General features: G+C 54.7%; 9 protein-coding genes. All 9 read left to right on the forward strand.

Annotation, left to right across the window (positions count from 1 at the left end):
• Nucleotides 1–10 precede the first annotated feature (10 nt).
• A complete protein-coding gene (locus AC0KVN_RS01395; RefSeq protein ID WP_483655356.1) occupies nucleotides 11–778 on the forward strand; it encodes a hypothetical protein in 768 nt (255 codons plus the stop codon).
• Between the two features lie 28 nt (nucleotides 779–806).
• The gene (locus AC0KVN_RS01400) at nucleotides 807–5453 is read left to right on the forward strand and encodes a DUF7359 domain-containing protein (RefSeq protein WP_483655357.1); all 4647 of its coding nucleotides are present in this window, start codon (nucleotides 807–809) and stop codon (nucleotides 5451–5453) included.
• A 9-nt stretch (nucleotides 5454–5462) separates the two neighbouring features.
• Nucleotides 5463–6257, forward strand: coding sequence for a hypothetical protein (locus AC0KVN_RS01405; protein WP_483655358.1), 795 nt, complete (start codon nucleotides 5463–5465; stop codon nucleotides 6255–6257).
• A gap of 28 nt (nucleotides 6258–6285) precedes the next feature.
• Nucleotides 6286–17868, forward strand: coding sequence for a beta strand repeat-containing protein (locus tag AC0KVN_RS01410; protein WP_483655359.1), 11583 nt, complete (start codon nucleotides 6286–6288; stop codon nucleotides 17866–17868).
• Between the two features lie 78 nt (nucleotides 17869–17946).
• Nucleotides 17947–18234, forward strand: a complete 288-nt coding sequence (locus AC0KVN_RS01415; protein ID WP_483655360.1) for a hypothetical protein — start codon at nucleotides 17947–17949, stop codon at nucleotides 18232–18234.
• Between the two features lie 48 nt (nucleotides 18235–18282).
• Nucleotides 18283–18504: a hypothetical protein gene (locus tag AC0KVN_RS01420; RefSeq protein ID WP_483655361.1), complete on the forward strand. Its 222-nt coding sequence runs from the start codon at nucleotides 18283–18285 to the stop codon at nucleotides 18502–18504.
• Nucleotides 18505–18558: 54 nt separating this feature from the next.
• Nucleotides 18559–24384 (forward strand): DUF7359 domain-containing protein, encoded by a 5826-nt coding sequence (locus AC0KVN_RS01425; protein WP_483655362.1) that lies wholly within the window; start codon nucleotides 18559–18561, stop codon nucleotides 24382–24384.
• Nucleotides 24384–24752, forward strand: a complete 369-nt coding sequence (locus AC0KVN_RS01430; protein ID WP_483655363.1) for a hypothetical protein — start codon at nucleotides 24384–24386, stop codon at nucleotides 24750–24752. The genes AC0KVN_RS01425 and AC0KVN_RS01430 overlap by 1 nt, the downstream gene beginning before the upstream one ends.
• The gene (locus tag AC0KVN_RS01435) at nucleotides 24749–24937 is read left to right on the forward strand and encodes a hypothetical protein (RefSeq protein WP_483655364.1); all 189 of its coding nucleotides are present in this window, start codon (nucleotides 24749–24751) and stop codon (nucleotides 24935–24937) included. The genes AC0KVN_RS01430 and AC0KVN_RS01435 overlap by 4 nt, the downstream gene beginning before the upstream one ends.
• The last annotated feature ends 10 nt before the right edge of the window (nucleotides 24938–24947 follow it).

The raw sequence follows: 24947 nt of genomic DNA on the forward strand, positions 1-24947 counted from the left end.
GGACGACTATATGGCTTCGGCCAAGCAGGTCGTCAGTATTACCAAGACTGCGACCCGGACGTCGGTCGCACTCCAGCCGTTCAGCGTTTTCGATCTGGCTGGCAATCCCGGTGCAGGAACGCTTGCCGGTAGCAACACGACGGCCGGTGTCGTCCCCACCGATGCCGTTGATGGCTATCCCGTCATCAACGCTTTTGGTTCGGGTGCCAAGGGGTATATCAGCCGCGTGGGCTTCAATTCGTCGGTGCCCTGCCGTATCGGCATCTACGATCGTATTTGGCTCGGTGGCGCATATGCCTTCAACGACGCGGTCACGCTGGCTAGCCAGCCCAGCTTCGCAAGCCGTATCGCGAATTCGTCTTACAGCGGTCTCCAGATTTGGGTCGAAGCTGTCACGGCATTCACCGGCACACCCACTGTCCAGATCAATTATACCAACGAGGATAATACCGCCGGGCGAACCACTGGTGCAGTCTCGCTGGGCGCGGCCCTGACTGTTGGGCGCATGTTCCAGATGCCGCTTCAGGCATCCGACAATGGTGTTCGGACGATTTCGTCCATCACTGGCACCGTCGCGACCGCAGGCACCTTCAACGTCATGGTCCTGCGCCCTCTGTGGGAAGGACGCGTTCCGGTCGCCGGATCGGGAGCGATGCACGACATGCTGTCCACCGGACTCCCCGAAGTGTTTGCAAACTCGTCACTCTTCATGATCGTCAGCCCGGATTCCACCTCCACGGGCATTCCGAGCGTGCAGGTTGAGATCGCCAATAAATAAGGGAAGTCTCTCTATGTAGGTAGTAAAAGTGCTCTTCCGTATCCAGCCGTCAGGCCGTCTCCGCACCACAAACCTGATCGATTTCGGGTATCGCTTTGGTAGCGATGTGAAAACGGAGAGCACTTTTATTGCTACTGCGGCCGATCGCTCGATCGTCCTCAACGGTGTCCCTGCCGATGCCGAATATTCCATCAAGGTCATGGCCTATCGCGATGTCGATAATGACATCGAACCATCTGGCCTGATCCTCAGCGGCAGCGCCATCGCGCCGTCCTCTCCCTATATTCCAGAGACACAGGTTGCCTTTGCTGGTGACATTCAAGGCACGATTAACGGTGCCTCTGCCTCGGCGATCGCGCTGTCATCGTTCAACTTTGACAAGCGCAACGATCGAAATGGTAACCTGATTGCTGCCCCGGTTATCGCCAATGATCAAACGGCGATCGATCACACGCTCAACGCGGACGGCTCGGCAAATATCAGTTTCGAGTGGACGTGGAATGGCGTCAACGCTGACATCGACGGGTGGACGGTCTACGTCCGGTCATCTTCCCTGCCGATGGCTTACACGCTTGGGGCGTCCCCTGCCGAAGAGCAGACCTATAACATTCCGGCAGATCGTCGCGCGATCATCCTGAGCGGCATCCCGGCGATCCACTATTATTCATTCTTCGTGCAGGCATATCGCGTGGTCGACCCTGACATCGATCCCAGCGGTATGATCAAGTCGGACGTGGTCTATTCGACCGCATCTGGCGAATTCCCCTATCAGCCGACCCAGAATATCGCCTTCGCTGGTGATATCAGCGGAACGGTCAATGGCACGGATGTCGCCGTGCTGGTTGGCAACGCATCATCGGGTGCAACCGCGTTCAACGAAACGGCCAAATATCGTGTTGCCGGTGCCCCGACCAACAACCCAACCCCCACCTCGATCTCAATCACTGCCAATTCCAACGGCACGCGAAATGTGCGCCTCGACTGGGCCGCTTACACACAGGGCACGCGTCAGGCCGATATGCTGCTGGTATTCTGGACCAAGACGACCAACGCCCCAACGGTCAATGATAGCGCGGTCAGTGTCAATGTGAACACGACCGGTGCGTCCTATTATGTGTTCGAGGGTGTGAGCCCATCGGAGACGATGAGCTTTGGTATCGCTGCCGCCCGGCGCACAGAGGAAGGCGTGGTTCTTGGAACCATCGTATCACCTTCGGCTTCGCCGAAATGGCGCGGCATCGCCACTGCGTCCCCTGATTACAAGGGTCTCCTCGATGGAACCGATGCGGCGACCGTGGTGAGCAACTCACTCGATCCGGCAAAGGTCATCAATGAGGCTACCACCCAGATCGATCCGGGTAAGATCACCATTCAGGGCGCAACAACTCTGAGCAACTGGATCACGCCCAACACGACGACAATTGACGGTGGGAAAATCACCACCAACTCGATCACGGCGGATTCGATTGCGGCCAACTCGATCAATGCCAAGCACCTCGTGTTGGGCGATACCTCGAACATCTTTCGTAACCCTGATTTCGCGAATAATAACCGTGATGCGTGGACGGTGAGCAACCTTGAACCGGTTGTCACCGTCGCATCAATCGGCGGGGCGAACGCTCCCGCATTCCAATATGCTTCGTCCCTCAAAGGTAGCACTTCATCACGAACAACCGTTGGTATTCAGGCGATGCCGGTCACTCCGGGTGACCAATATTATATGGAAACATGGGTCCGCGCGACATCGGACTATGTCGGAACGTTCCAGCATTATTTCCGTCATTACAGCGTGTCTAACGCGAGTGGTTCGCCCAGCGGGCAGATTTTTGCTTCTTTGGGGACGGCGTGGACCAAAATCACGTCGACAATCACTGTTCCGGAAGGCGCGGCGTGGATTGACGTTGGCCTTCGGACGCAGGGCGCTTCCAGTGATGGTGTGGGCGCAGTCTATTTCACCGGCTGCCGCCTTCGTCGCAAGAATGAAGGTTCGCTGATCGTCGATGGCGGGATCAGCGCTACCAAGCTGGAAATCGGAACTCTTTCTCAGAACCTCGTCTGGAACCCCAACCCTGACGTAAACGAAATCGGGACTGATGGATGGTATATCTATCGCGGTTCCGGTTCGTTCACGACCGCGACCACCACTGTTCCCGGCATGGGTTCGCGTAGGTTCAATTTCAGCGCGCCATCATCTGGCGCAGTGGCATGTCGCCCATTTCCGGTAACGCCCGGTGAGACCTACACGATCAAATTCCGTGGTGGTTTGGCGGCCTCGTCTGCTGCCACGAACAGCAAATACATCCGCATGTCGTGGGTCGCCAATCTCCCCACCAACGGCCAGATTTCCTATGTGGATGGAACAGAAGTTTCATTGAACAATGAAAGCATAGCTTGGTCTTCCGTGGTAGCGGATGAAAGCTATACGTGGACCGCCCCGCAGACCGCCAAATTTGCGACGCTGGCTATCTACCTGTGGAATGGCGCGACCAGTTCGCTCATGCTGGATAATTTCGACATCCGAGCGGGGACCAACTCTGCGGTCATCATCGGTCCGGGGCAGATTCACGCATCGTCGATCACCGCAAATTCGATCACCGCTGACAACATCGCCGCCAATGCGATCAATGCATCACATATCGCTGCCGGTGCGATTTCGGCGAGCCGCATGTCCATTTCGGACATGACCAATTTCTTTCTCGATGCAGGGTTTGCAGACGCGTCATATTGGGTGCTCAATAGCGGGTCATACGACACTACCACGACAGCGGCGCTCACCGCGCTTCGTGCCAACAAGGCGTTCAAGAGTGTTGCCACCGGTGCGACCGCAACGCCTGACAGCAACATTCAGCCTGTTTCCAATCTCACGGTCGAAGGCGGAAAGACTTATCGTGTGCGATACATGTGGTATGGCACCGCAGGCCTCAATGCAGCCATTTTTGCCACCGTCGACTGGTATGATGTGTCGGGCAGCCTGATTGCCTCCAACATCGTTTACGGGTTCCCTGACTATCGCGTAACGCCCCTTGGTGCGGCAACCGGCGCAGAATTCTCCTCACAGATTGCCGCCCCGGCGAACGCAGTGTCATGTCGTCCTCGTATCGCGGTTCGCTGGGCTACCGGAGCCAGTGTCGGAACGGCTTTCATTGCCACGCCGATGTTCCAGCGTGCGATGTCGGGCGAACTGGTGGTAGATGGCTCCATCACGGCCAGCAAGCTGATCCTGAGCGCCAACACGAACGAAAACAAGCTTCCGACCGGGTTCCTCCTTGGTGACACCAACAAGACGCTGGGAGACGTCCAGACTGACGCCACAACGGCTCTGACCGGCACGACCAACTATCGAACCACTGGCGCGCCGACCAACGCACCATCGCCCACCGGCATCACCATAACGCAGAACAGCAATGGTACATGCAATATCCGTCTGAGTTGGGCTGCTTATACGCAGGGCGTGCGACAGGCAGACTGGTTGGTCCTGTTCTGGCGCAAGGACAATGCAGCGCCGACAATCAACGACTCCGCGACCCAGTTCACCGTGAACACAAGCGCCGCCTCCTATTATGTGTTCGAGGGCGTGAACCCCGCTGATACCTACAGCTTCGGTATTGCTGCCGCACGTCGAACCGAGACCGGCGTCGAAATCACGGCGATTCAAGCGCCTGTTACCAGCCCCGTCTGGCGCAATGTCGGTCAGACCAACCCTGTGTTCTCGGCAACGATCGGCGGGTCCGCAATGATCGGCGACACTGGCGTTACCGCAGGCACCCTGCCCTATCAGCAAACATCCGCGCAGGGGTCGCAATCGCTGTTCTTCAACCAGAAATTTGAACTGGTCGCACAGGGGACAAGCCCGGCCCGCCCGCAGGGCGTCAAATCGGCGCAATCCACGACCGCCCTCACCGGCGACACGATGCTGGCCTACGTGACGGCTGGGGACTACTCAAGCGGGCTTTCCATCGGACAAGGCCTCAACGCAACCATTCGCGTGTTTTTCCCCATGTGGCGGGTGAACCCCACAGCGACCTATCGGGTGCGCGGTCGAGCAAAGGTCAGTGCGGTAGGAACGTCCGGTTTCTATGCTCGTTTCGTGGAATTCGACGGAACGCCCGCAACCAACATCACCCACCTCGGCGGGACGGCTGGCGTCACATATGACGATCCAACAATCCTTGCTCCCACGCGCGAACGGACCGGTGGCACCACCGCGCTGAACGGTGTGTCGATTGAGAATAGCGGGCTTCTCACCACTAGCTATCAGGATTTCACGGTTACGGTCACCCCGACCGCGACGGCGAAATATATGGGCTTCGAGATATTGCGATGGTCCGGCATCAGCCCGGCCAATCTGCACATTGAGAGCATCCTCATTGAGGAGGTCGCGCCTGTTTCGCTGTTCGAACTGGACCCAGCGAAGAATGAATTGCTGACCACCCTCGACACCAATTTCAATACAAGAAATGACCGCGACGGTTCGGAAATTATCTCTCCTTATCTAAATCCCAACACTGCCATCAAGAACGTCATAAATACCGATGGTAGTGCAAATATTTCACTGGAATGGGCGTGGGATGGTGCTGAGGAGGATATCGACGGTTTCACGGTCGTGATCCATCAGGGAGATCAGAACTCAGGAAGAAGCCCCAGTGGAGCAGTTGCACGCAACATGTTCTTCTAGGAGTAATTCGTGGGTATCAACAATCTGGACGATTATATTTCATCGACCAAGCAGTATCTGATCAATTATCGTTCGCAGACCCGCACGAGCAAAATCGGCGAACCCTTTTCGGTGTTCGATCTCGCGGGTTCATATGGTGGCGGCACGCTCAACGCGGGAAACACCGCGACGGGTATTGTGCCGGTCAATACCGCCTCGGGCTACCCTGACCTCGTGCCTTTCACCTCGGGAACCGTGGGGTATTTGTCGCGGATCGTGTCGACGAATAGCGTGGCATCACGCCTTGCCGTCTTCGATCGCCTGTGGGTCGCGGGTGCACATCCTTTCAACGTCAACGCACCATATTCGTCGCAGCCTTCATTTTCCCATCGCGTCCCCGCTGGCGATTATTCGGGCCTGATGCTCTGCATTGAAGCCGTCACGGCCTTCACCGGCACGCCCAGCTTCAATATCACCTATGTGAGCCAGTCGGGCGTCACAGGCCGCACCACCGGGGCCTATGCTGCCCCCGGTGCAATGTCAGTGGGACAATGCCTTTTCGTGCCTTTGGCGGCCGGTGACACAGGCGTCCAGAAGGTGACCAACATCGTGGCTACCGGTGCGACTGCCGGAACCTTCAACGTCAGCGTCCTGCGCCCTCTGTGGGACGGTCGCGTCCCCTTCCCCAATGACGGCGATAACCACGATTTTCTTCGCACGGGCATGCCGCAGGTTTTCGACACGACGTCACTTTATGTGCTCGTTTACCCCGATGGCACCAGCACGGGAAATATCCGGCTCGGCATGGAGATCGCAGTTAAATAAATAAGAACAAATCTATTGGTAGAACAACGTGCTTTTTCGTATCCAGCCTTCGGGTCGTCTGAATTCCTCTCACCTTATTGATCAGGGTTATCGCTTCGGTACTGACCAAGCGAATGAGCAGACCTATGTTGTTCCGGCCAATAAACGCACGATGGCGCTCGCTGGTGTGCCATCGGACAAGGATTACTCGGTTCAGGTTCTGGCCTACCGTAATGTCGATAATGACATCGACCCGTCGGGTATCATTCAGAGCGCCACCACGACGCCGATGGCTGGCCAGCACATTCCGAGCCGCAACGTCAGCTTCAATGGTTATGTGGCCGGTCAGCCCGCTTCCACCATTGCTGCGACCGCCTTCAACTTCAACACTCGTAATGATCGCGATCGCTCGCTGATCGTCGATCCGGTTGTCGCAACCGATGGCACCGCAGTTGATCACGTCCTCAACACCGATGGCTCGGTCGATATCAGCTTTGAGTGGGACTGGGGTGGCGTCGATAGCTCGATCGATGGCTGGACGATCTATGTCCGCTCGGCTTCAGTGGGCGGTGCCTACACCTTTGGTGCCGCGAAAGCGGAAGAGCAGGCATACAGCCTTCCCGCCGATCGTCGCGCGATCATTCTACCCGGCGTTCCGGCCAACAAATATTACACGTTCTTCGTGCAGGCTTACCGTATTGTCGATCCCGACATTGCTCCCAATGGCCTGATTGTCTCGGCGGTTGTCAAGAGCAGCCGTGGTGAAGAAAACCCGTATCAGCCGCAGGCGAATGTTGCTTTCTTGGGTGACATCGGTGGCACGATCAACGGTACGGCTGTTGCCACCCTGATGACTAACGTTGAGCAGGGCACCACCGCGTATCTCAACACCACGGAATATCGCAAGTCCGGTCCTCCGTCGACCAACCCGACCGCGACCGGCGCGGTTATTACGTCGAACAGCAATGGTAGCCGCAACATCCGGTTGAACTGGAGCGCTTACACGCAGGGCACCAACAAGGCAGACCTGCTGCTGATTTTCTGGCGCAAGGCTTCGACGACCCCGACGGTCAATGACAGCGCGGTGAACGTCAACGTCAACACGACTGGAACGTCCTATTACATCTTCGAAGGCGTGAGCCCGGCTGACGTCTACAGCTTCGGTATCGCGGCGGCGCGCAAGTCTGAAAGTGGCCTTGAGATCGGACCGATCCAGACGCACGCGTCGTGGACCAATCTCGCTACCACGGTACCTGACTTCACCGGCACTGTCGGTGGCGAAGATGCGACTCAGGTAGCTGCCAATGCAATGAACCCCGCTGCGCAGATCAACGCCGCGTCGACCACCATTGACCCCGGCAAGATCAAGATCAGCGGTGCGGTGACGCTGGACAACTGGCGCACAACAAACAGCACGACGATCGATGGTGGGAAGATCACCACCGGTTCGGTCACGGCTGACCAGATCGCGGCCGGATCAATTACGGCTACCAAGGTCAACATCGGCGACACATCCAACATGTTCGGCGATCCGAATATGGCGGACACTGCCTATTATCAGGGTTCATTCACGATATTCAGCACTACCAATGTGAATGCCGCGCCTAATCGACTGCGAACCATTTCTAGTGCGCTTGAACAAATTGTCACTACCGGATGGACTAATGTTGAGCGCGACAAGCCATATTATTTCAGTTGCATGGCGTATGTTGAAACAGGCACGTCAACCGTCCGCGTTCAGGTTGAATGGTATACCGCAACGAATGGTACCCTAATCCGTACCGATGAGGTAGGCACTTCAACTCTCAACACAACCACGCCACGCATTGCGGGAACATTTGTTGCGCCGAGCAATGCTCGCGCGGTCCGTTTCAAATGGGTCAAAGATGCGTCTGCTGCTGCGACGGAGGGTTCTTTTGGTGAGCCGGTTATCCGTCGTGCCGCCAATGGCGAACTGATCGTCGATGGCGCTATCGTTGCGTCCAAGATTGCCGCTGGTGCTGTCAGCGCAGGCAAGATGACAGTCGTTGCTGGTGGAAACATCGCTGAGAACCAGCTTCCCAATGGAATGTTTATCGGCACCACTGGTGACACGATCGGCACCGTGCAGACTGAGGCGTCGACTGCATTTGACGGAACTACGGCTTATCGCACTTCCGGCGTCCCGACAAACAACCCGACGCCAACCACTACCGTTGGTATCGTCGCAAACACGAATGGCACCCGCAATGTCACGCTGAACTGGGCAGCCTATACGCAGGGCGCGCGTAAAGCCGACTTCATCATGATCTTCTGGAAGCGTGCTGCCACGGCTCCAACTATCAACGATAGCTCGGTCGCCGTTAACGTGAACACGGCCGCGTCCTATTACATTTTTGAAGGCATCGATCCGTCAACCGCGATCTCGTTCGGTATCGCGGCAGCGCGCCGCACTGAGAATGGTCTCGAAATTGGTGCCATCCAGACGATTAGCCAGTGGACCAATTTGGCAACGGCAACCGCCAATTTCACAGGAAATATTGCGGGAACGGCTGCGGCGACCATACGAGCGAACGCTCTTGATCCCGCCACTGTGATTAACAGCGCGGCGACGAATATCGATCCGGGTAAGATCACCATTCAGGGTGCGACCACTCTGGCGGACTGGCGCACGCCTAACACCACGACGATTGACGGTGGGAAAATTACCGCCTTCTCGATCAAAGCGGCTCAGATCGAAGCAGGAGCAATCACGGCAAGTAAAATCGTCATTGGTGATTCATCGAACATCGTCGACAACGGTTGGTCTGCCGGGTCATATGATGGTTGGTCGGTAGCCGGGTTCCTCAACTGGTCGCTAGATGGTATCGAGCAGGGCTCGGCGGCAGGGTGGCGTGTAGCCTCTAACGCTCGCGATCAGGTGACTTCACAGACTATCAGTGTTACGCCGGGTGAAACATATTATCTGAGCGCTTGGGTCAATAATAATGACGCAAACGTCGCGCAGATTATGGTTTTCCAGAACGCAGATCGTTCACTCCAAAATACGTCCGCCTTTTCGGTAGCCAGTACCAATGATAAGGGCGTCTGGCGGCGTCTGGAGGGACAATATACCGTCCCCACTGGCATCACAGCGCTGCGAATGCTGTTGCAGTCTGATCGCTCGTCGACCGGTGGTAATCCAACCTTTTGGTCAAAGCCTGTCATGCGCCGAGCGACATCGGGTGAACTCGTTGTCAACGGCGCGATCACCGGCAATAAGATCGCCGCTAATAGCATATCGGCAGGGCATGTCGAAGCCGGTGCGATCACTGCGTCCAAAATGGCCATCCGTGGTGAAAACCTGTTCCCAGACCCTCAGTGTCAGGATTTAGGCTGGTGGAAGGGACCGTCACAGGGCACGTTCAGCGAGCCCGGACGTGTTGTTCCGGTCAACAATAGCAACTTGGATTCAGGTGGCTGGGTTCTATCGACAAATGGTCTGACTGCTTACGCCGACCGTGTGGGCGGTTCGAAGGGTATGTGGCAGCTATGGTCGGGCGGTTATACCGGCACAGAACTGACCCAAGTCATCACGCCCAGCATGATGGTGAAGGCGAAGACATATTATGAAATTTCGATTGGCTGCACAAACGCCGCCAACCGAGTTCTGACCCTTTATGCACAGGCGTTCACGAGCGCGGGCGTTGCTTTCGGGACCGTTGGTCTGTTTTCGTTCGCATCTGGCGACAGCACCACCATCATTCAAAGAACCAAGTATCAAGTACCCGATGGTGCGACCTCCTTCCGTTTATTCTGGGAAACCCCCGCCAGTTCGGATGCTTTTTCCGGCTACATCAACGTAGGTAATATTTCGATCCGGGAAGCATCGACCGGCACGATGATCGTCGATGGCTCGATTGAAGCCGATCACATCAAGGGTGATACGATCACCGGTAACAAGTTCAAAAGCGATACGGCGTTGCCTGCCACGCTGACGATCGGCACCGGAGGTTTCTCGCTGAACACGGTATCCAGTGTCACAAGCAAAGCCGTCGTAAGCGGCAACATCATGATCAACACCGAGTTTGATGGTGGATTAAATGCTGGCTACGGCGTGATTGCAAAGCAGCCAACGAGCCTCGCAGTCAATTGCTATAAGACCGACGCCGTTCAGCGCAACATCATCAAGGCTGAGTGGACATCTGTCAACACGAGCACAGTTGTGTCTTTGGGTAACGTTGACACTAAAACTTATTTCACCGTTCGAGAAGGCGACCGACTAGCTTATTCCTGCGAAATTGAAGGTCAGGGGGCTGTCGGTACGGTTCAGTTGGTAATCCGGTTCCGTAATGGATCAGGTGGTATCGTCGGGACGGCAACTTCTTCCACTTCCGGTGGAAAGGTTTTGGGAACCATTATCGGCGGTTTTGCCACTGTTCCAGCTAATGCCATTACAGGACAGCTCGAATTATACACTTATGGTAGCGGCGCAGGTTATGTGACGCAGTGTTTCTCGCGTCCTATGGTGAGCGTCGTTACAGACGCAACTTCGGTGTTACCGGTCTATTCCCCCGGCTCACTGATGGGTCAGACGTTGGCGCACGCTATCAACGCGAACACAACTACTATCGATCCGGGAAAAATCACGATTTCGGGATCGACTACACTCGCGAACTGGCGGAATGGCTCCAACACAACGCAGATCGAAGGTGGCGCGATTGCCGCCAACTCCATCACGGCAAACAAGCTGTCGATCGGCAATCGGAATATCGGGTTCATCGGGCTTAACTTCGAATGGAACCCTTCCCTCAACCGAGTTGAATGGTCCAGCGGCTACATCTATTGGCAAAATGACAGCAATGTCACTACTGGCACTGCAATATCGGCAGGCAACACTTCGACCGCTGCCGCGCATCAATTCATCTATTGGCAGAAGGGCGCTACCGACCTCAACTATACCAATGCCGAATCAACAATGTTGAATGATAATGCCATTCAGATTGCGACATGGTGGGGTGGCAACAACATCAACGTCAACTATGGCGGAACCATCATCCATGGTGATCGCATCACTACGGGTACGATCAACGCCAATAGGATTGTTGCTGGTTCCATCACCGCAGGTCAAATTGGTGCGGGACAGATCACCGCTTCCAAAATGGCTATCAGTGGCGATAATTTGTTCCCCGACCCACAGATTCAGGATATTAGCTGGTGGAAAGGACCAAGCCAAGGCACAATCGCCGACGGTGGTTATGTAAACCCTGCGAATAATGACAATCTTACTTCAGGTGGTTGGGAATTTGTTCCTAGCGGCCTTATGGCATATGCGGACCGCGTTGGTGGGTCCAAAGGTATGTGGCAGCTATGGTCTGGACCTAGTAATAATGGCTGGACTTCAACGGCTATGGCTCAAGTTGTTGCGCCTAGTATCATGGCTAAGCGCGATACCTATTATGTGCTTACTGTTGGATGCTACAACAGCAGCAATAAACCATGCCAGTTCATCATTCAATATTACGATCAGGCGGGTAACTACCTGACCGGCCAGCAAGTCATGTCATTCTCTGCCGGTGACACAGGAACCAAGCTTTTCGAGGCACAGTTCAAGACACCTACAAATTGTTACACGATCCGTTTCTACTTTGAAGTCACGGCTGGTGCAGCTTTCTCCGGTGCGATAAATGTTGGCAACATCGGTATTCGCGAGGCGACTACCGGTAAGTTGGTTGTGGATGGAACCATCGAAACCAAACACATGACAGCTAACACCATCGAGGGTGACCGCATCAAAGCGGGAACACTCAATGCCGATCGTATTCTGAGCACGTCGCAGTTGCCAGCAACACTCACGATCGGTTCGTCTGGCTTCTCTCTTGATACTGCCACCAAGGCCATTGCCAGCGCTAACGATTTTGTGAGCGCAAATGGTTCATTCGATGCGTGGGGTGGGACGCTACCTAACAACTTCCAAGCTTGGGGGAATTCCGGGTCATTCAGCAAAGTAGCTGGCGTGACCTACAATAATGCCATCCGTATTACCGGCAATGCCGGTGGTAATAATGGTATACATCAACCTGCCTCTCTTGGTGGGGGGTGGAGCCTCTATAACTTCCACTGGGTGGTTATCGAGGCTGATATCAGGCTCAACAGTGGTACACTGCGCGGTGCGGGTGTATTGCTCCGTGCATCGGGCGGCGGAGATACCATCCTTAATTTCTCTAACGACGCGGATACGACCGGTAATATCAATGGTGATGGTGTGGCCAATACCACTTTCGCCTTCCGCAAAGTCGTTCGCATGAACTCAGGTTCATACGCGAACCCGGAAATGTATCTGATGAGCCATTGGACTGGGATGGGTTCGATCGCGGCAGCCAACGATATCACATGGTATCGTGCGGGCTGGCGCTTTGCAACGGAAGCCGAATACAATCCTGCCAAATTTGTCAACGCCAATACGACCCAGATCGATCCGGGGAAAATCCTAATCTCTGGCGGCACGACGTTGGCGAACTGGAGAAATGGGTCCAATACCACCCAAATAGAAGGTGGAGCAATCGCTGCAAACACCATCACGGCCAATAAAGTTGCGATTGGTGTTCGTGGTGCTGAATTTATCGGTCTCACCTTCGATACTAACCGATCGAACCAAGTGACGTGGACCAGCGCTACGGTGGTTTGGTATAACGATGATGGCAACTATACCAATGTCGGGGTCGCTGCTGGTTCTGCGAACCACACTGCTGGGACTACGCTCTATATCTGGTGGAACAAGGGCAGCGGTTCGCTGAACGCCGGGACTAACCCGGTCAACAACATCAACGATATTCAGTTGGCCCAATATTGGGGTGGCACGAACCTTTACGTTACCTATGGCCGCACGATCATCGACGGTGACGTGGTCAAGACCGGAACGGTCCATGCAAATCGCCTCGTAGCCGGATCGATTTCGGCTAATGAAATTGGCGCTGGTCAGATCACGGCAAACAAGCTGAAGTTGATATCGTCTGGTCTGTGCCCTGACCCTAATTTCGTCGACACCAACGGTTTTTGGGGTCGCGATTGGAATACTGGTGGCTGGTACGCAGAGGAATCGACCAACCAGCAATCCCGCTATATCGCTCTGTGGAGTGGTAACCCCAACGGTAATCCCGGAACTGCGCGAAAGCATGTATGGTCGCATTATGTGGAAAGTCCCGGTGCGGGGCAGCCTTTGCGTTTACGTGCAACTATGAGCAATAACAGTAATCAGGATGTCACGGTTCAGGTGAATTTTCTGAACTCTTCGGATGCGACCATCGCTTCTTATTCGTTGAATTCATCTCCAAATTCTGGCTATCAGCAGTATACGACCCAGTTTTCGGTCCCCAGTAGTGCTCGTAAAATTGGATATGTGATCTACAATCGAGCGGGTGGGTCTACGTTTAGTGGCTCCGCAACGGTCAGCGGCGTTCAGCTTGATGTTGCAGCGAATGCTGAATTGATCGTAGACGGCTCGATCAAAGCTGAAAAAATCGATACAAACGCTATCACGTCGGAGAAAATTTCTGCCGGTGCTATCACGGCGTCCAAACTTACCCTCAATGGTGATAACCTTTGGCCTGACCCGCAATGTCAGGACCTTAACTGGTGGAAAGGATCGTCGCAGGGCACCTACAGTTCAGCGGGATATGTCAGCCCCGGCAATGATAACAATGTTAGCTCGGCGGGGTGGACGCTGTTCCCGAATAATGGGCATCTGTCATATAGAACTGCCGGTTCGCGTGGCATGTGGCAGTTGTGGTCCGATGGTGGGTATACGTCTGGCGCTACGACGCAAGTTGTTCCTCCATCATTGATGGCTAAGTCCAACACCACATATCAGTTCTCTGTAGGCGTTTTCAACCAGTGTAATAAGCGCGTTCGTTTTGTGCTTCAGGAATTTAGCCAAGAAGGAAATGACCTTCGTGGGACTGAACTCTTTTCAGTCCCAGCGGGCAACGGTTCGACCCGTCTGTGGGATGTGAGCTTCAGGACGCTCGATGCTACCTCATCCTTCCGGGTCTATTTCGAAGTTGAAGCTGGCTCCAATTTTAATGGATACGCCAACGTCGGAAACTTTACATTGCGGGAAGCAGCGACGGCAAATATGATCGTCGATGGGGCAATTTCCGCAAAGCACATCGCAACAGGGTCGATCACTGCCAACAAAATGACGATAGGCGCTCGCCCGTTTAGCATTCGTGGCATGAACATGCGCGTCGATACTGATGGCATCATGCGGTGGGATGGTGGCCAACTCCAGTATCTGGGGGATGACGGGAACTACGCGGAGGTTACTATTCCCAGCGGTAGCGCTGGTAATAATAATAATGAAACCCTATACTTTGTATATACTTTGGGGCGACCGAACCTCGACTGGAATAATAACGCCAACTTGGCAACGTCATTGGGCTCCTTCCACATCGCGACATGGACAGGAGGCGCTAATCTCGAAGTTAAATCGGGGATTGGAACGCTGATCAACGGTGGGAAAATTGTCACCGGGTCGATCAACGCTGATCGTATTCAGAGTAATAGTGCTTTGCCCGCCTCTCTGTCGATTTCTGGAACCGGTTTCTCACTGGGTACGATCAACACTGCGCTCGCTAACGCTACACCTTACGATAGCTATAATGGCTCTTTCTTGGCGTGGTCTGGTCAAATTCCTGATGGCTTCATCGGATGGACCGGTAATGGTTCGTGGACAAAAGTGACTGGCGACAATGGTAAGAATTCCATTCGAATTGTGGCTACTGCTAATGGCTCGAACGGTATCCAACAAACTGGCGATGGTTCGACGGGTGCGGCGCGTTGGTCGCTCTACACCGGCCGCTATGTCGTCATTATGGCCGACATTACGTTGAACAGCGGGACCCTACAAGGTGCCGGTGTTCTGTTGCGTGCCAGTGGCGGTAACGATGTCACGATCAAATTCGCGGAAGACCCCGACACTGGTGGCTTCGTTGCCGGTAACGGTAACCCCAACCAGAATTATTCGTTCCGCAAGGTCGTTCGCACAGAGGTTGGTGGTAACGGACGTCAGGAAATGTATCTGATGAACCACTGGGCTGGTATCGGGGCGATTAGTACGGCCAATGACATTACGTGGCATAACGCTGGTTGGCGCTACGCGACCGAAGCAGAGATCAATCCAGCGAAATACATCAATCAAAACTCGACGCAGATCGATCCGGGTAAGATTGTTATTTCTGGGACTACATCGCTCGCTAATTGGCGCAACGGGTCGAACACGACCCAGATCGAGGGTGGCGCGATTGCGGCTAACACAATCTCAGCCAACAAGCTTTCCATCGGTAACCGAAACATCGGTTTCATTGGTCTCAATTTTGAGTGGAATCCGTCGCTTAATCGCGTTGAATGGTCCAACGGCTATATCTATTGGCAGAATGACAGCAACGTAACTGTCGGAACATTTATAGCAGCGGGTAACACCGGGAGTGCTGCTGCGCACCAGTTTATATATTGGAACAAGGGCGAGGGCGGCCTCAACTATACCCAGACCGAAAGTCTCATGCTGAGTGACAACTCGGTTCAGATCGCTACTTGGTGGGGCGGTGACAACCTCAACGTCAATTACGGTGGCACGATCATCCATGGTAACCGTATTACTACGGGAACACTCAACGCTGACAGAATTGTTGCAGGTTCGATCACCGGAGATCGCATCTATAGTAATGCGCAGCTTCCTGCGTCACTGACCATCGGTAATACTGGTTTCAACCTGTCATCAGTTGAGAATAATGCACGTCGTCAGTCTGGTGGCAACTTTATGCGCAATACCGACTTCGAAGGCAACGGAGTGAGTGGTTGGGGTATACTCTATAACCCGTCGAATGTATCACAAAGCATGACCTTTGATACATTCCAGAACCGCCGTTACATGAAGATAATTGGACAGATGACTGGTGCTGATCAGGTTATTAGCATAGGTGCCGTCGATTCCGATGTGTTCGGTCGTGTTTACGGTGGGACTCGCATAGCTTTCTCGGTGAAGACCGAGACTCAAAACGCGATCAAAAGCGTGTATCTGGTTGCTCGGTTCAGAGATGGTGGTAATAACATCGTCGGTCAGTTGGCAACCGCAGTGGTCAATGGTGCACTTCCATGGGGATACCAGTTAGGTGGTTTTGGTGACGTTCCGGCTGGTGCAGTAACTGTTCAGTTGGAGCTATATGCTACTTCAAGCACCAATGGGTGGCTCGGTATGGTTCTTTCTGAGCCGATGGTAAGTGAAGTCACGGCATCGACAACTGTTTTGCCTGCCTACTCGAACGGTGTGACGGCTAGTAAGTCATTGGCATCCGCTATCAATGCCAACACGACCCAAATCGATCCGGGTAAAATCACGATTTCAGGCGGAACGACGCTGGCGAATTGGCGCAACGGGTCGAACACGACCCAGATTGAAGGTGGAGCGATCGCTGCCAACACGATTACCGCGAACAAGTTGAAGATTGGTAACCGGAACCTTAACTTCCCCGACCTGTCGTTCCAAGTTATTAATGGTGGTGCGACGCTACGCTGGGATTCTTTCTACGTTCAGTGGATTGATGTTAACGGTAATGCGCAACAGGTCAGCATCGCTGCGGGGTCTGTCTCGCCGGGTGAAGGTTTTTGGTACATCCACTGGTGGGAAGGTAACAACTCGATCGGATGGACTGTCGATTCCTCCTATGCGACGCGTCAGGATGTGGTGTGTATAGCCACGTGGCTGAAGGGTACCAACCGTGTCATTCAGAACTATGGTGCCACCATCATTGATGGTGATCGCATCACCACTGGTACGATTGCGGCGGACAAACTCAGCGTTACCAATCTGTCGGCTATTACGGCAAATGTCGGCACGCTGACGGCTGGTGTGATCCAGAACTCGAACGGTTCGTCCAAATTCGATATCAGCAGCGGCCGGATCATTTTCAACAATGGTACGGTCATGAAGGTGTCGGGAACAGGTTTTGGTTCGGCAAATCAGTTCATCGAATGGTTTGGTCCCGCACTGTCCAACGTCAACCAGTGCGCCGAGAGCAATGCCACCAGCTATCTCAAGATCGATGGCTCGGCATATTTCGGCGGCGCGCTGCTGGCTGGTACGTTGCGGAACACAAATATGACGTCTATCCTTGCGAACAACGCTTCTGCTCCGGTCGGACCGTTTGGCTCCAATGGTGGACAGATTGTGGTGAACGCAAGCTGGTCATGGGATTCGACCGATACGGGCCAATATGCCGCAACAGCACAAGGTGTGAATAACTATAACGCGGCCATTTCGAACCTTCGGTCCAATGGTTATACCATCACAGATGGTGGCAGCGGCGGTCGCGACCACAACGGATACAAATATGACAATCGCGATGGCAACGCGTTCGCCCTTTCGATCACAAAAAGCGGTGGCACGGTGGCTACTGAAGGTGGTTGCAATGGCTATATTTCGTTGGTTGGTATAAGGCCCGAGCCCGCCGATGGACAACCGGGGTGGATCAAGTATACCTACACATACAGCAAATCCATCACTTATACTGATCCAGAACGTAGCACTACACAGAGAAATTTTGCAGCAACTATTGTTCGCAACTTTACACCGTCTGGAACGGGTAATCAGCGGGTCGGTATTAATACTGTAGAATGATATTTGGTGACATTCCTGATCACCAAATATCATTGTAAATTCATAAATAGCTCATGCACTTGAAGTGGGTGAGCTATTATGAATTCGTTCATTACTAAACTGAAGCGACTCACTCTGCAATTTCTCATTTCTATCGATCAATTGGCGCAGGTTATCATCGGTGGTGCGATCTATCTTCTCGGGATGGGGCCCCTGCCCTCTGCCGACGAGACGATTTCATCAGTCGTTGGTCGCCGCTCCATTGATGGGAAAAGGTGGGCTAAGATTGCAGAGAAAATCATCAACTGGATTTTTGCCCTGCTTGGCGACCATGATCATTGTCGTCGATCGGTCGAAATTCTCTCAACAAAGAAATACCAAAATTGATCCCAGAAGTGATAACATCTCCGCATAACCTGTGGAGATGTTATCCATATGAATTTCCCTAATTGTTCTATCCATACCACGCCGACGGGCACGCATATGAAAGTGGTTGGTTTGGGTTTTGGTCCCAATATGCAGTTTCTCGAATGGTTTGGTCCCAAGGTGTCGAGCCATCTCGAATGCACTGAAGCCAATGCGGTCATGTATTTGACGACCGACGGGCGGGCCTATTTCGCCAGCACCATTCTTTCCGGCACAGCCCCTTCCAACTGAACCATCTGCCACCTGAAGCTAAATACAGGAAATCCTTCAGGTGGTAGTTTACAGATGAGTATCGATACTGGCTCGACGATCAGTTACAACGCGCTTTTCCCGGTAGCTGGGATCGACCAGAGTTCCAAGGGGCTGCGCGATAACTTCGCGATCATCAAGACGGCGATTGAGCGCCTGCAATCGGCCGGGTCGACCGCAAACAGCCTTTTCGACATCACGACCACGCAAAACAGCGATGGTTCGATCCAGTATAATGTCGGCTTCCGCAACAACGCATTCCGTCTCCCGATCGGCGATCCCACCATCGCCGCCACGGTTGGCATGCTGCGTTATGCATCGTCGACCCTTCAGGTGTTCAATGGCACCGCGTGGGTAGCGCTCAATGCGCAGTCCTATCAGAGCATCATCGACGCTCTGGGCTTCCAGCCTGCGCCGCTCAACAGCGCGGCTCTGACGGGCGTTCCAACGGCTCCTACCGCCGCCGCAGGGACCAACACGACCCAGATCGCAACCACTGCGTTTGTTCGTGGTGAGATTGCCGGGCTAGTAGGCGGCACCACCGCTGCGCTCGACAGCATCTATGAACTGGCCAACGCGATCGGGAATGACGCCAATTTTGCGGCCAACATCACGAACCAGATCGCATCAAAGGCCCCGCTGATCCACTCGCATAGCGAATATATCGGCACCATCACCGGCAATAGCGGAAGCCAGATCGGCGGCAACATCAAGATCGCCGGGCTTGGTGGCATCACCACTGCGCTCGCAAACAATGAACTCACTATCTCGCTGACCCCTTCGGCGACCACTCATGGTTCCCTTGGTGGTGGTAATCTCCACGCCAATGCAACCACCACGACGGCCGGGTTCATGTCGGCGGCCGATAAGGCGAAACTGGACACCATCGGTGGCACCGGCCTCGCTTTCTCGCGCATGATTGTCCAGAACGCGCAGGGCCTCAATATTCGCGACGCCTCGTCCTATAATGATGCGTTCGTTTTCAAGTCTTCCGGGCCGATCACGCTGGAGACCGACACCAAGGATATGACGATCGGCTTCGCGCCTAGCGATGCATCCCATGGCCAGCGCGCAGGCGGCAACCTGCACCCCAACGCTCTTCCGAACGGCACCGCTGGTTTCATGTCGGGGACCGACAAGGCAAAGCTCGACGCGCTGACTTTCAACACAGCGACCACGACCCAATATGGCTACATGAGCGCGGCCGACAAGATCAAGCTGAACGCGCTGGGTGGCCCTTCATTGACCAACGCCTTCACCAAGGTTGTAACGCCCAATGGCGAGTTCAACGCGGAAGGAACCGATACGCTTCGCATCGAGGGCGCGGCCGGTATCGCGGTCACGCCGTTCAGCAGTGCGTCGGAAAAGACCATCTACATCACCCTGACCCATATCGGTAGCCAGACCGTTGGTGACGTCATTTCGACGGTCGTCAACTATAACACGGGTAATGATCGCAATGCCGACCCCGTGGTCGCTCCGACAATCGCCAATGATGGCACCGCGATCGATCACACGATCAATGCCAATGGTTCGGCCGACATCAGCTTTGAATGGAGCTACGCGGGCGCTGAGGACGCGATCGACGGCTTCATCGTCTATGTGCGCAAGTCGAACCTCTCCACTCCCTACACCCTCCTGACGGCCCCCTCAGAGGAGCAGGTGATCATCGCGACTGCCCAGAAGCGCGCGGCGATCGTCTACGGCGTCTCGCCGACCGAATATTACACTTTCTACGTTCAGGCCTACCGTATGGTGGACAAGGACATCAACGCCGATGGCATCATGAAGAGCGTCGCGGTCAAGAGTAGCGCAACGGGGGAAAATCCCTACCGTCCGTCCGAAAACGTTGCGTTCGCAGGCGATGTCACGGGTTCAATCGCGGGCACGCCAGTTTCGACCGTGCGTGATTCCGCGATCGAAGCTTGGGGTAAGTTCACCGGCGCTGGTGCGACGCTACCGGCGGGTAACGTCGAATTCAATTTCGCCGCATCGGGCGAAAAGGGCGGCTCAGCTACCAACGCGCTCAATCTGGGCGACATGACTGCTGAGCAGATCAACGAGTCCGTGATCAATTTCACGGAACGCAACGATCGCAATGCCTCGCCCGTGGTCGCACCTGTGATCCCCACTGATGGCACTGCCGTCGACCACACGGTCAACAAGGATGGTTCGGCCAACATCAGCTACGAATGGAATTGGGCTGGGGACAATGCCGACATCGATGGTTTCATCGTCTACGTCTACCAGAGTAACAGCAATGCCCCGTATAGCCTTGGGACCACCCCTTCGGCGGAGGTTGCATATTATGTGACCCCGGAGAAACGTGCGTTCATCATGAGCGGCGTTCCGGCCGATCTCTATTACACCTTCTATGTCGAAGCCTATCGCGTCGTCGATCCGGATATTTCTGCGAGCGGATACATCCGAAGCGAAGCCGTAAAGGGCCTGCGCGCGGAAGAAAACCCATATCGCCCGGCGTCAGCGCCGGTATTCCTTGGTGATATTCAGGGCACGATCGACGGTAAAGTGGCAGCCACCGTTGCGAACGCTGCAACCAATGCTTGGAACAAATTCAGCGGTACCAACAACAACTTGCCTGCGGGCGCTGTTGATTTCAACTTCGCAGCATCCGGGTCGAAGGGTGGCGCAGCAACGAACACCGAATATGTCGGTAACCAGCCTGCATCGAGTATTCAGGAATCGGTCATCAACTTCAATGACCGAAACGACCGCGATGCGTCGCCTATCGTCAACCCGGTAGTCCTGACCGATGGTACGGCCGTTGATCACACGCTCAACACGGACGGCTCGGCCAACATCAGCTTCGAATGGACGTGGAGTGGCAATAATGCCGATATCGATGGTTTCATCGTCTACATCTATCAGTCAACCTCGTCGGCAGCCTATGTGCTTGGGACCTACCCCACCATGGAAACGGTCTATTATGTTTCGCCTGACCGTCGTGCGATCATTTTGTCCGGCGTTCCGGTCGACCAATATTACACCTTCTACGTGATGGCTTACCGCATCGTCGACCCCGACATCGAGGCCGACGGCGACCTGCGCAGCGCTGCTGTGAAGAGCACTCGCTCCGAAGAAAACCCCTATCGCCCTGCAACCGCCCCGGTGTTCAACGGCGATATCAAGGGGACGATCGACGGCAAGAATGCCAACGAGGTTTCGACGGCTGCTCTCAACGCATGGGGTAAGTTCAACGGTGTGAACAATACGCTGCCCGCTGGCGCAGTTGAGTTCAACTTCGCGGCATCGGGATCAAAGGGTGGTGCCGCCAACAATACCAACAATGTCGGCACCCAAACGGCAACGACGGTTCAACAGTCGGTCATCAACTTCAATGATCGAAATGACCGCAATGCGTCGCCGATTGCTGCCCCGGTAATCCTCACAGACGGAACCGCTGTTGATCACACGATCAGCACAGATGGTTCCGCCAATATCAGCTTTGAGTGGACATGGAGCGGTAGTAACGCCGATATCGACGGTTTCATAGTATACCTCTACCAGAGCACTTCCAATGCTGCTTATGTCAAGGGAAGCAACACCGGAGCGGAAGCAGTTTATTACCTCACGCCGGAGAAGCGCGCGTTTATCACCTACGGCGTACCCGCCAATCAATATTACACGTTCTTCGTGGAAGCTTATCGTATCGTAGATACCGATGTCAGCGCCACCGGCTATGTGCGCAGCGCTATCGTGAAAAGCACATTGGCGGAGGAGAACCCGTATCGTCCATCCGCGACCGTGGCCTTCAACGGCGACGTCACCGGTTCGGTTGCCGGAACCCCTGCTACGACCGTCAAGGAAAATGCGGTCAACGCATGGAGCAAGTTCAGCGGCACCGGCAATACCATCCCTGCTGGCAACGTCGAGTTCAATTTCGCGGCGTCTGGCTCCAAGGGCGGCAGCGCGACCAACACCGACAATGTCGGTAACCAGAGCGCGGTCACGGTGCAGGAATCGGTCATCAACTTCAATGACCGAAATGACCGTGATGGTTCGCCGATCATCTCACCGATCGTCCCCAGTGATGGCACGGCTGTCGATCATACGCTCAACACTGACGGCTCGGCCAATATCAGTTTCGAGTGGACATGGGCTGGGTCCAACAATGATATCGATGGCTTCATCGTCTTCATCTACCAGTCCACATCCTCATCGGCCTACACGCTGGGAACCCAAGCGGCTGCCGAAATGGTCTACTATGTGACGCCGGAGAAGCGCGGGTTCATCATGTATGGTGTTCCGGCGAACCAATATTACACTTTCTTCGTTTGCGCCTATCGCGTCGTCGACGCCGATATCGCAGCCAGTGGCTTCATTCGTTCGTCAACGGTCAAGAGCAGCCGTGGCGAGGAAAACCCTTATCGTCCCTCGTCCACCGTTGCCTTTACTGGTGATGTCACGGGCACGGTTGCGGGCACCGCCGCCGGAACAGTGCGCGACAATGCACTATCGGCGTGGGGCAAGTTCACCGGGTCGGGCAACACGCTTCCGTCGGGCAACGTTGATTTCACTTTTGCTGGTTCGGCCACTAAGGGCGGCAGTGCCTATAACACTGTCAAGGTGGGCGACGTTGATGCCTCGAAAATTCAGGCAACGATCCTCAACTTTGACACACGCAACGACAGAAATGGTTCACCCATTCCGGCACCGGTTGTCGCTGGTGATGGCACGGCTGTCGATCATACCCTCAATGCCAATGGCTCAGCCAATATCAGCTTTGAGTGGACGTGGGGCGGAGACCCGTCGACCATTGACGGTTTCATCCTTTATGTTATCTGCAATGACAGTTCGCTCGCATATGCACTGGGCCAGAACCCGGCGCTCGAACTGGTCTATTATGTCCCGCCGGATCGTCGCGCGCTGATCATTCAGGGCGTTCCGCCCGAGCGTTTCTATACCTTCTATGTGCAGGCATATCGCATCGTCGACGCGGACATTGAAGCTGATGGCGTGATGCAGAGCGCTGCGGTGAAGAGCCAGCGTGGCGAGGAAAACCCCTATCGTCCTGAGACCGCCCCGGTCTTCCTTGGCGACATTGCAGGAACGATCGCAGGCACGGCTGTTACCACCGTTCTCGATGACATCAACTCTGCGGCCGGGCGCATCTCCGTGGTCGAACAGACCATGGGCAACATTGGCGATCGCACGGCGGAAGCGTTCTGGAAACTTGAAACCAATGCTGGTGGCGGATCGACCGCATTCATCTCTGCGCGATCGGTCAACAATGATGGCTCGATCAACAGCAATGTCAGCATCGGTGCGCGCGAATTCCATGTGTTCAATCCCAACGGTAGCACATGGAACAAGGTGCTCAGCGTCGAGAATAACGAGGTTCGCATTTACGGCAAACTGACTGCGGACTCGATCGAAACCAACATGATCAAGGTTGGTGCAGTCACGACGGGCTCCATCGCCGGTGGCGCAATTGGTGCAACGCAGGCTCTATCGGCGGTCGATGCCTATGTTCCGGCCAATGGCACCATCGACTGCTTGACCACCGGTTGGATCACGATTGGTGACGGTGTCGACGGTTCGGCAGTGGTGTCGGTGGATTTCACGCTCGATACGACAATCCAGTATGACGCTTCGGCTCGTATCTACCTCTATGTCGACACAGGCAATGGGTATCAGCTTAAGACGCAGCAGACGCTCGGGATTACTACCGACAACGGTAACACCTACAGCCGCGTCGGGGGAACTATCTCGACCATGGTTGAGGGCGCACAGGTCCGCGTGCTGATGCGGGCTATATCCGGCGCATTCATCACCAAGGCAGTCGCACGCAATTTCTACGTCCGCGACATCATGCTCACTCTTCTGGGAACGAAACGATAATGGCATATGGATATTTCAAGACTACCGGGGAGGTCGTTGCGGTGTCGCAGCGCCCCATCGACTACCGGGATACCTCGATCATTGAAGTGATGGTTGACGATCACCTGACGGCCAACACCGTCTATCTCGACCTCACCACTATGACGTCCAAGGAACGCATGCCCTTTGAGGTCAGCGTGGCCTATAATCTAGTGGAGGGCGTTCCTGAAGGCACCGCGATTACCCTTCAGGAAGGGCAGGTCATTGCAGAGGACGACCGCATCGAGTTTGAAGCCGATGTGACCGAGACGCGCACTATCTTCCTCGCCCATCCCCACTATCTATCCCAATATCTTGAAATCCCCACGGGGCCGGAGGAAACACAGTGAAGATCAACATCAAGAAGGGCTATGCCGCCGCGCGAAAGGACGCCTACGGTTCGATCGAAGAGCAATTGGACCTCATGTATCATGAGGGCTTCGATGCTTGGATGGCCCGTCAGAAGGAAATCAAGGACCGGTTCCCGAAGACCGAAGAGGCGACCAACGACGAAAATTCGACCGATCCTACGTGATCTGAAATTG

It is taken from the genome of Sphingobium sp. SG1 (assembly GCF_057063145.1).

Excerpts from the sequence above, each read along its gene's own strand:
- AC0KVN_RS01395 (WP_483655356.1), top strand. The coding sequence starts at position 11 with ATGGCTTCGGCCAAGCAGGTCGTCAGTATTACCAAGACTGCGACCCGG.
- AC0KVN_RS01415 (WP_483655360.1), top strand. The coding sequence starts at position 17,947 with ATGAATTCGTTCATTACTAAACTGAAGCGACTCACTCTGCAATTTCTC.
- AC0KVN_RS01420 (WP_483655361.1), top strand. The coding sequence starts at position 18,283 with ATGAATTTCCCTAATTGTTCTATCCATACCACGCCGACGGGCACGCAT.
- AC0KVN_RS01425 (WP_483655362.1), top strand. The coding sequence starts at position 18,559 with ATGAGTATCGATACTGGCTCGACGATCAGTTACAACGCGCTTTTCCCG.
- AC0KVN_RS01430 (WP_483655363.1), top strand. The coding sequence starts at position 24,384 with ATGGCATATGGATATTTCAAGACTACCGGGGAGGTCGTTGCGGTGTCG.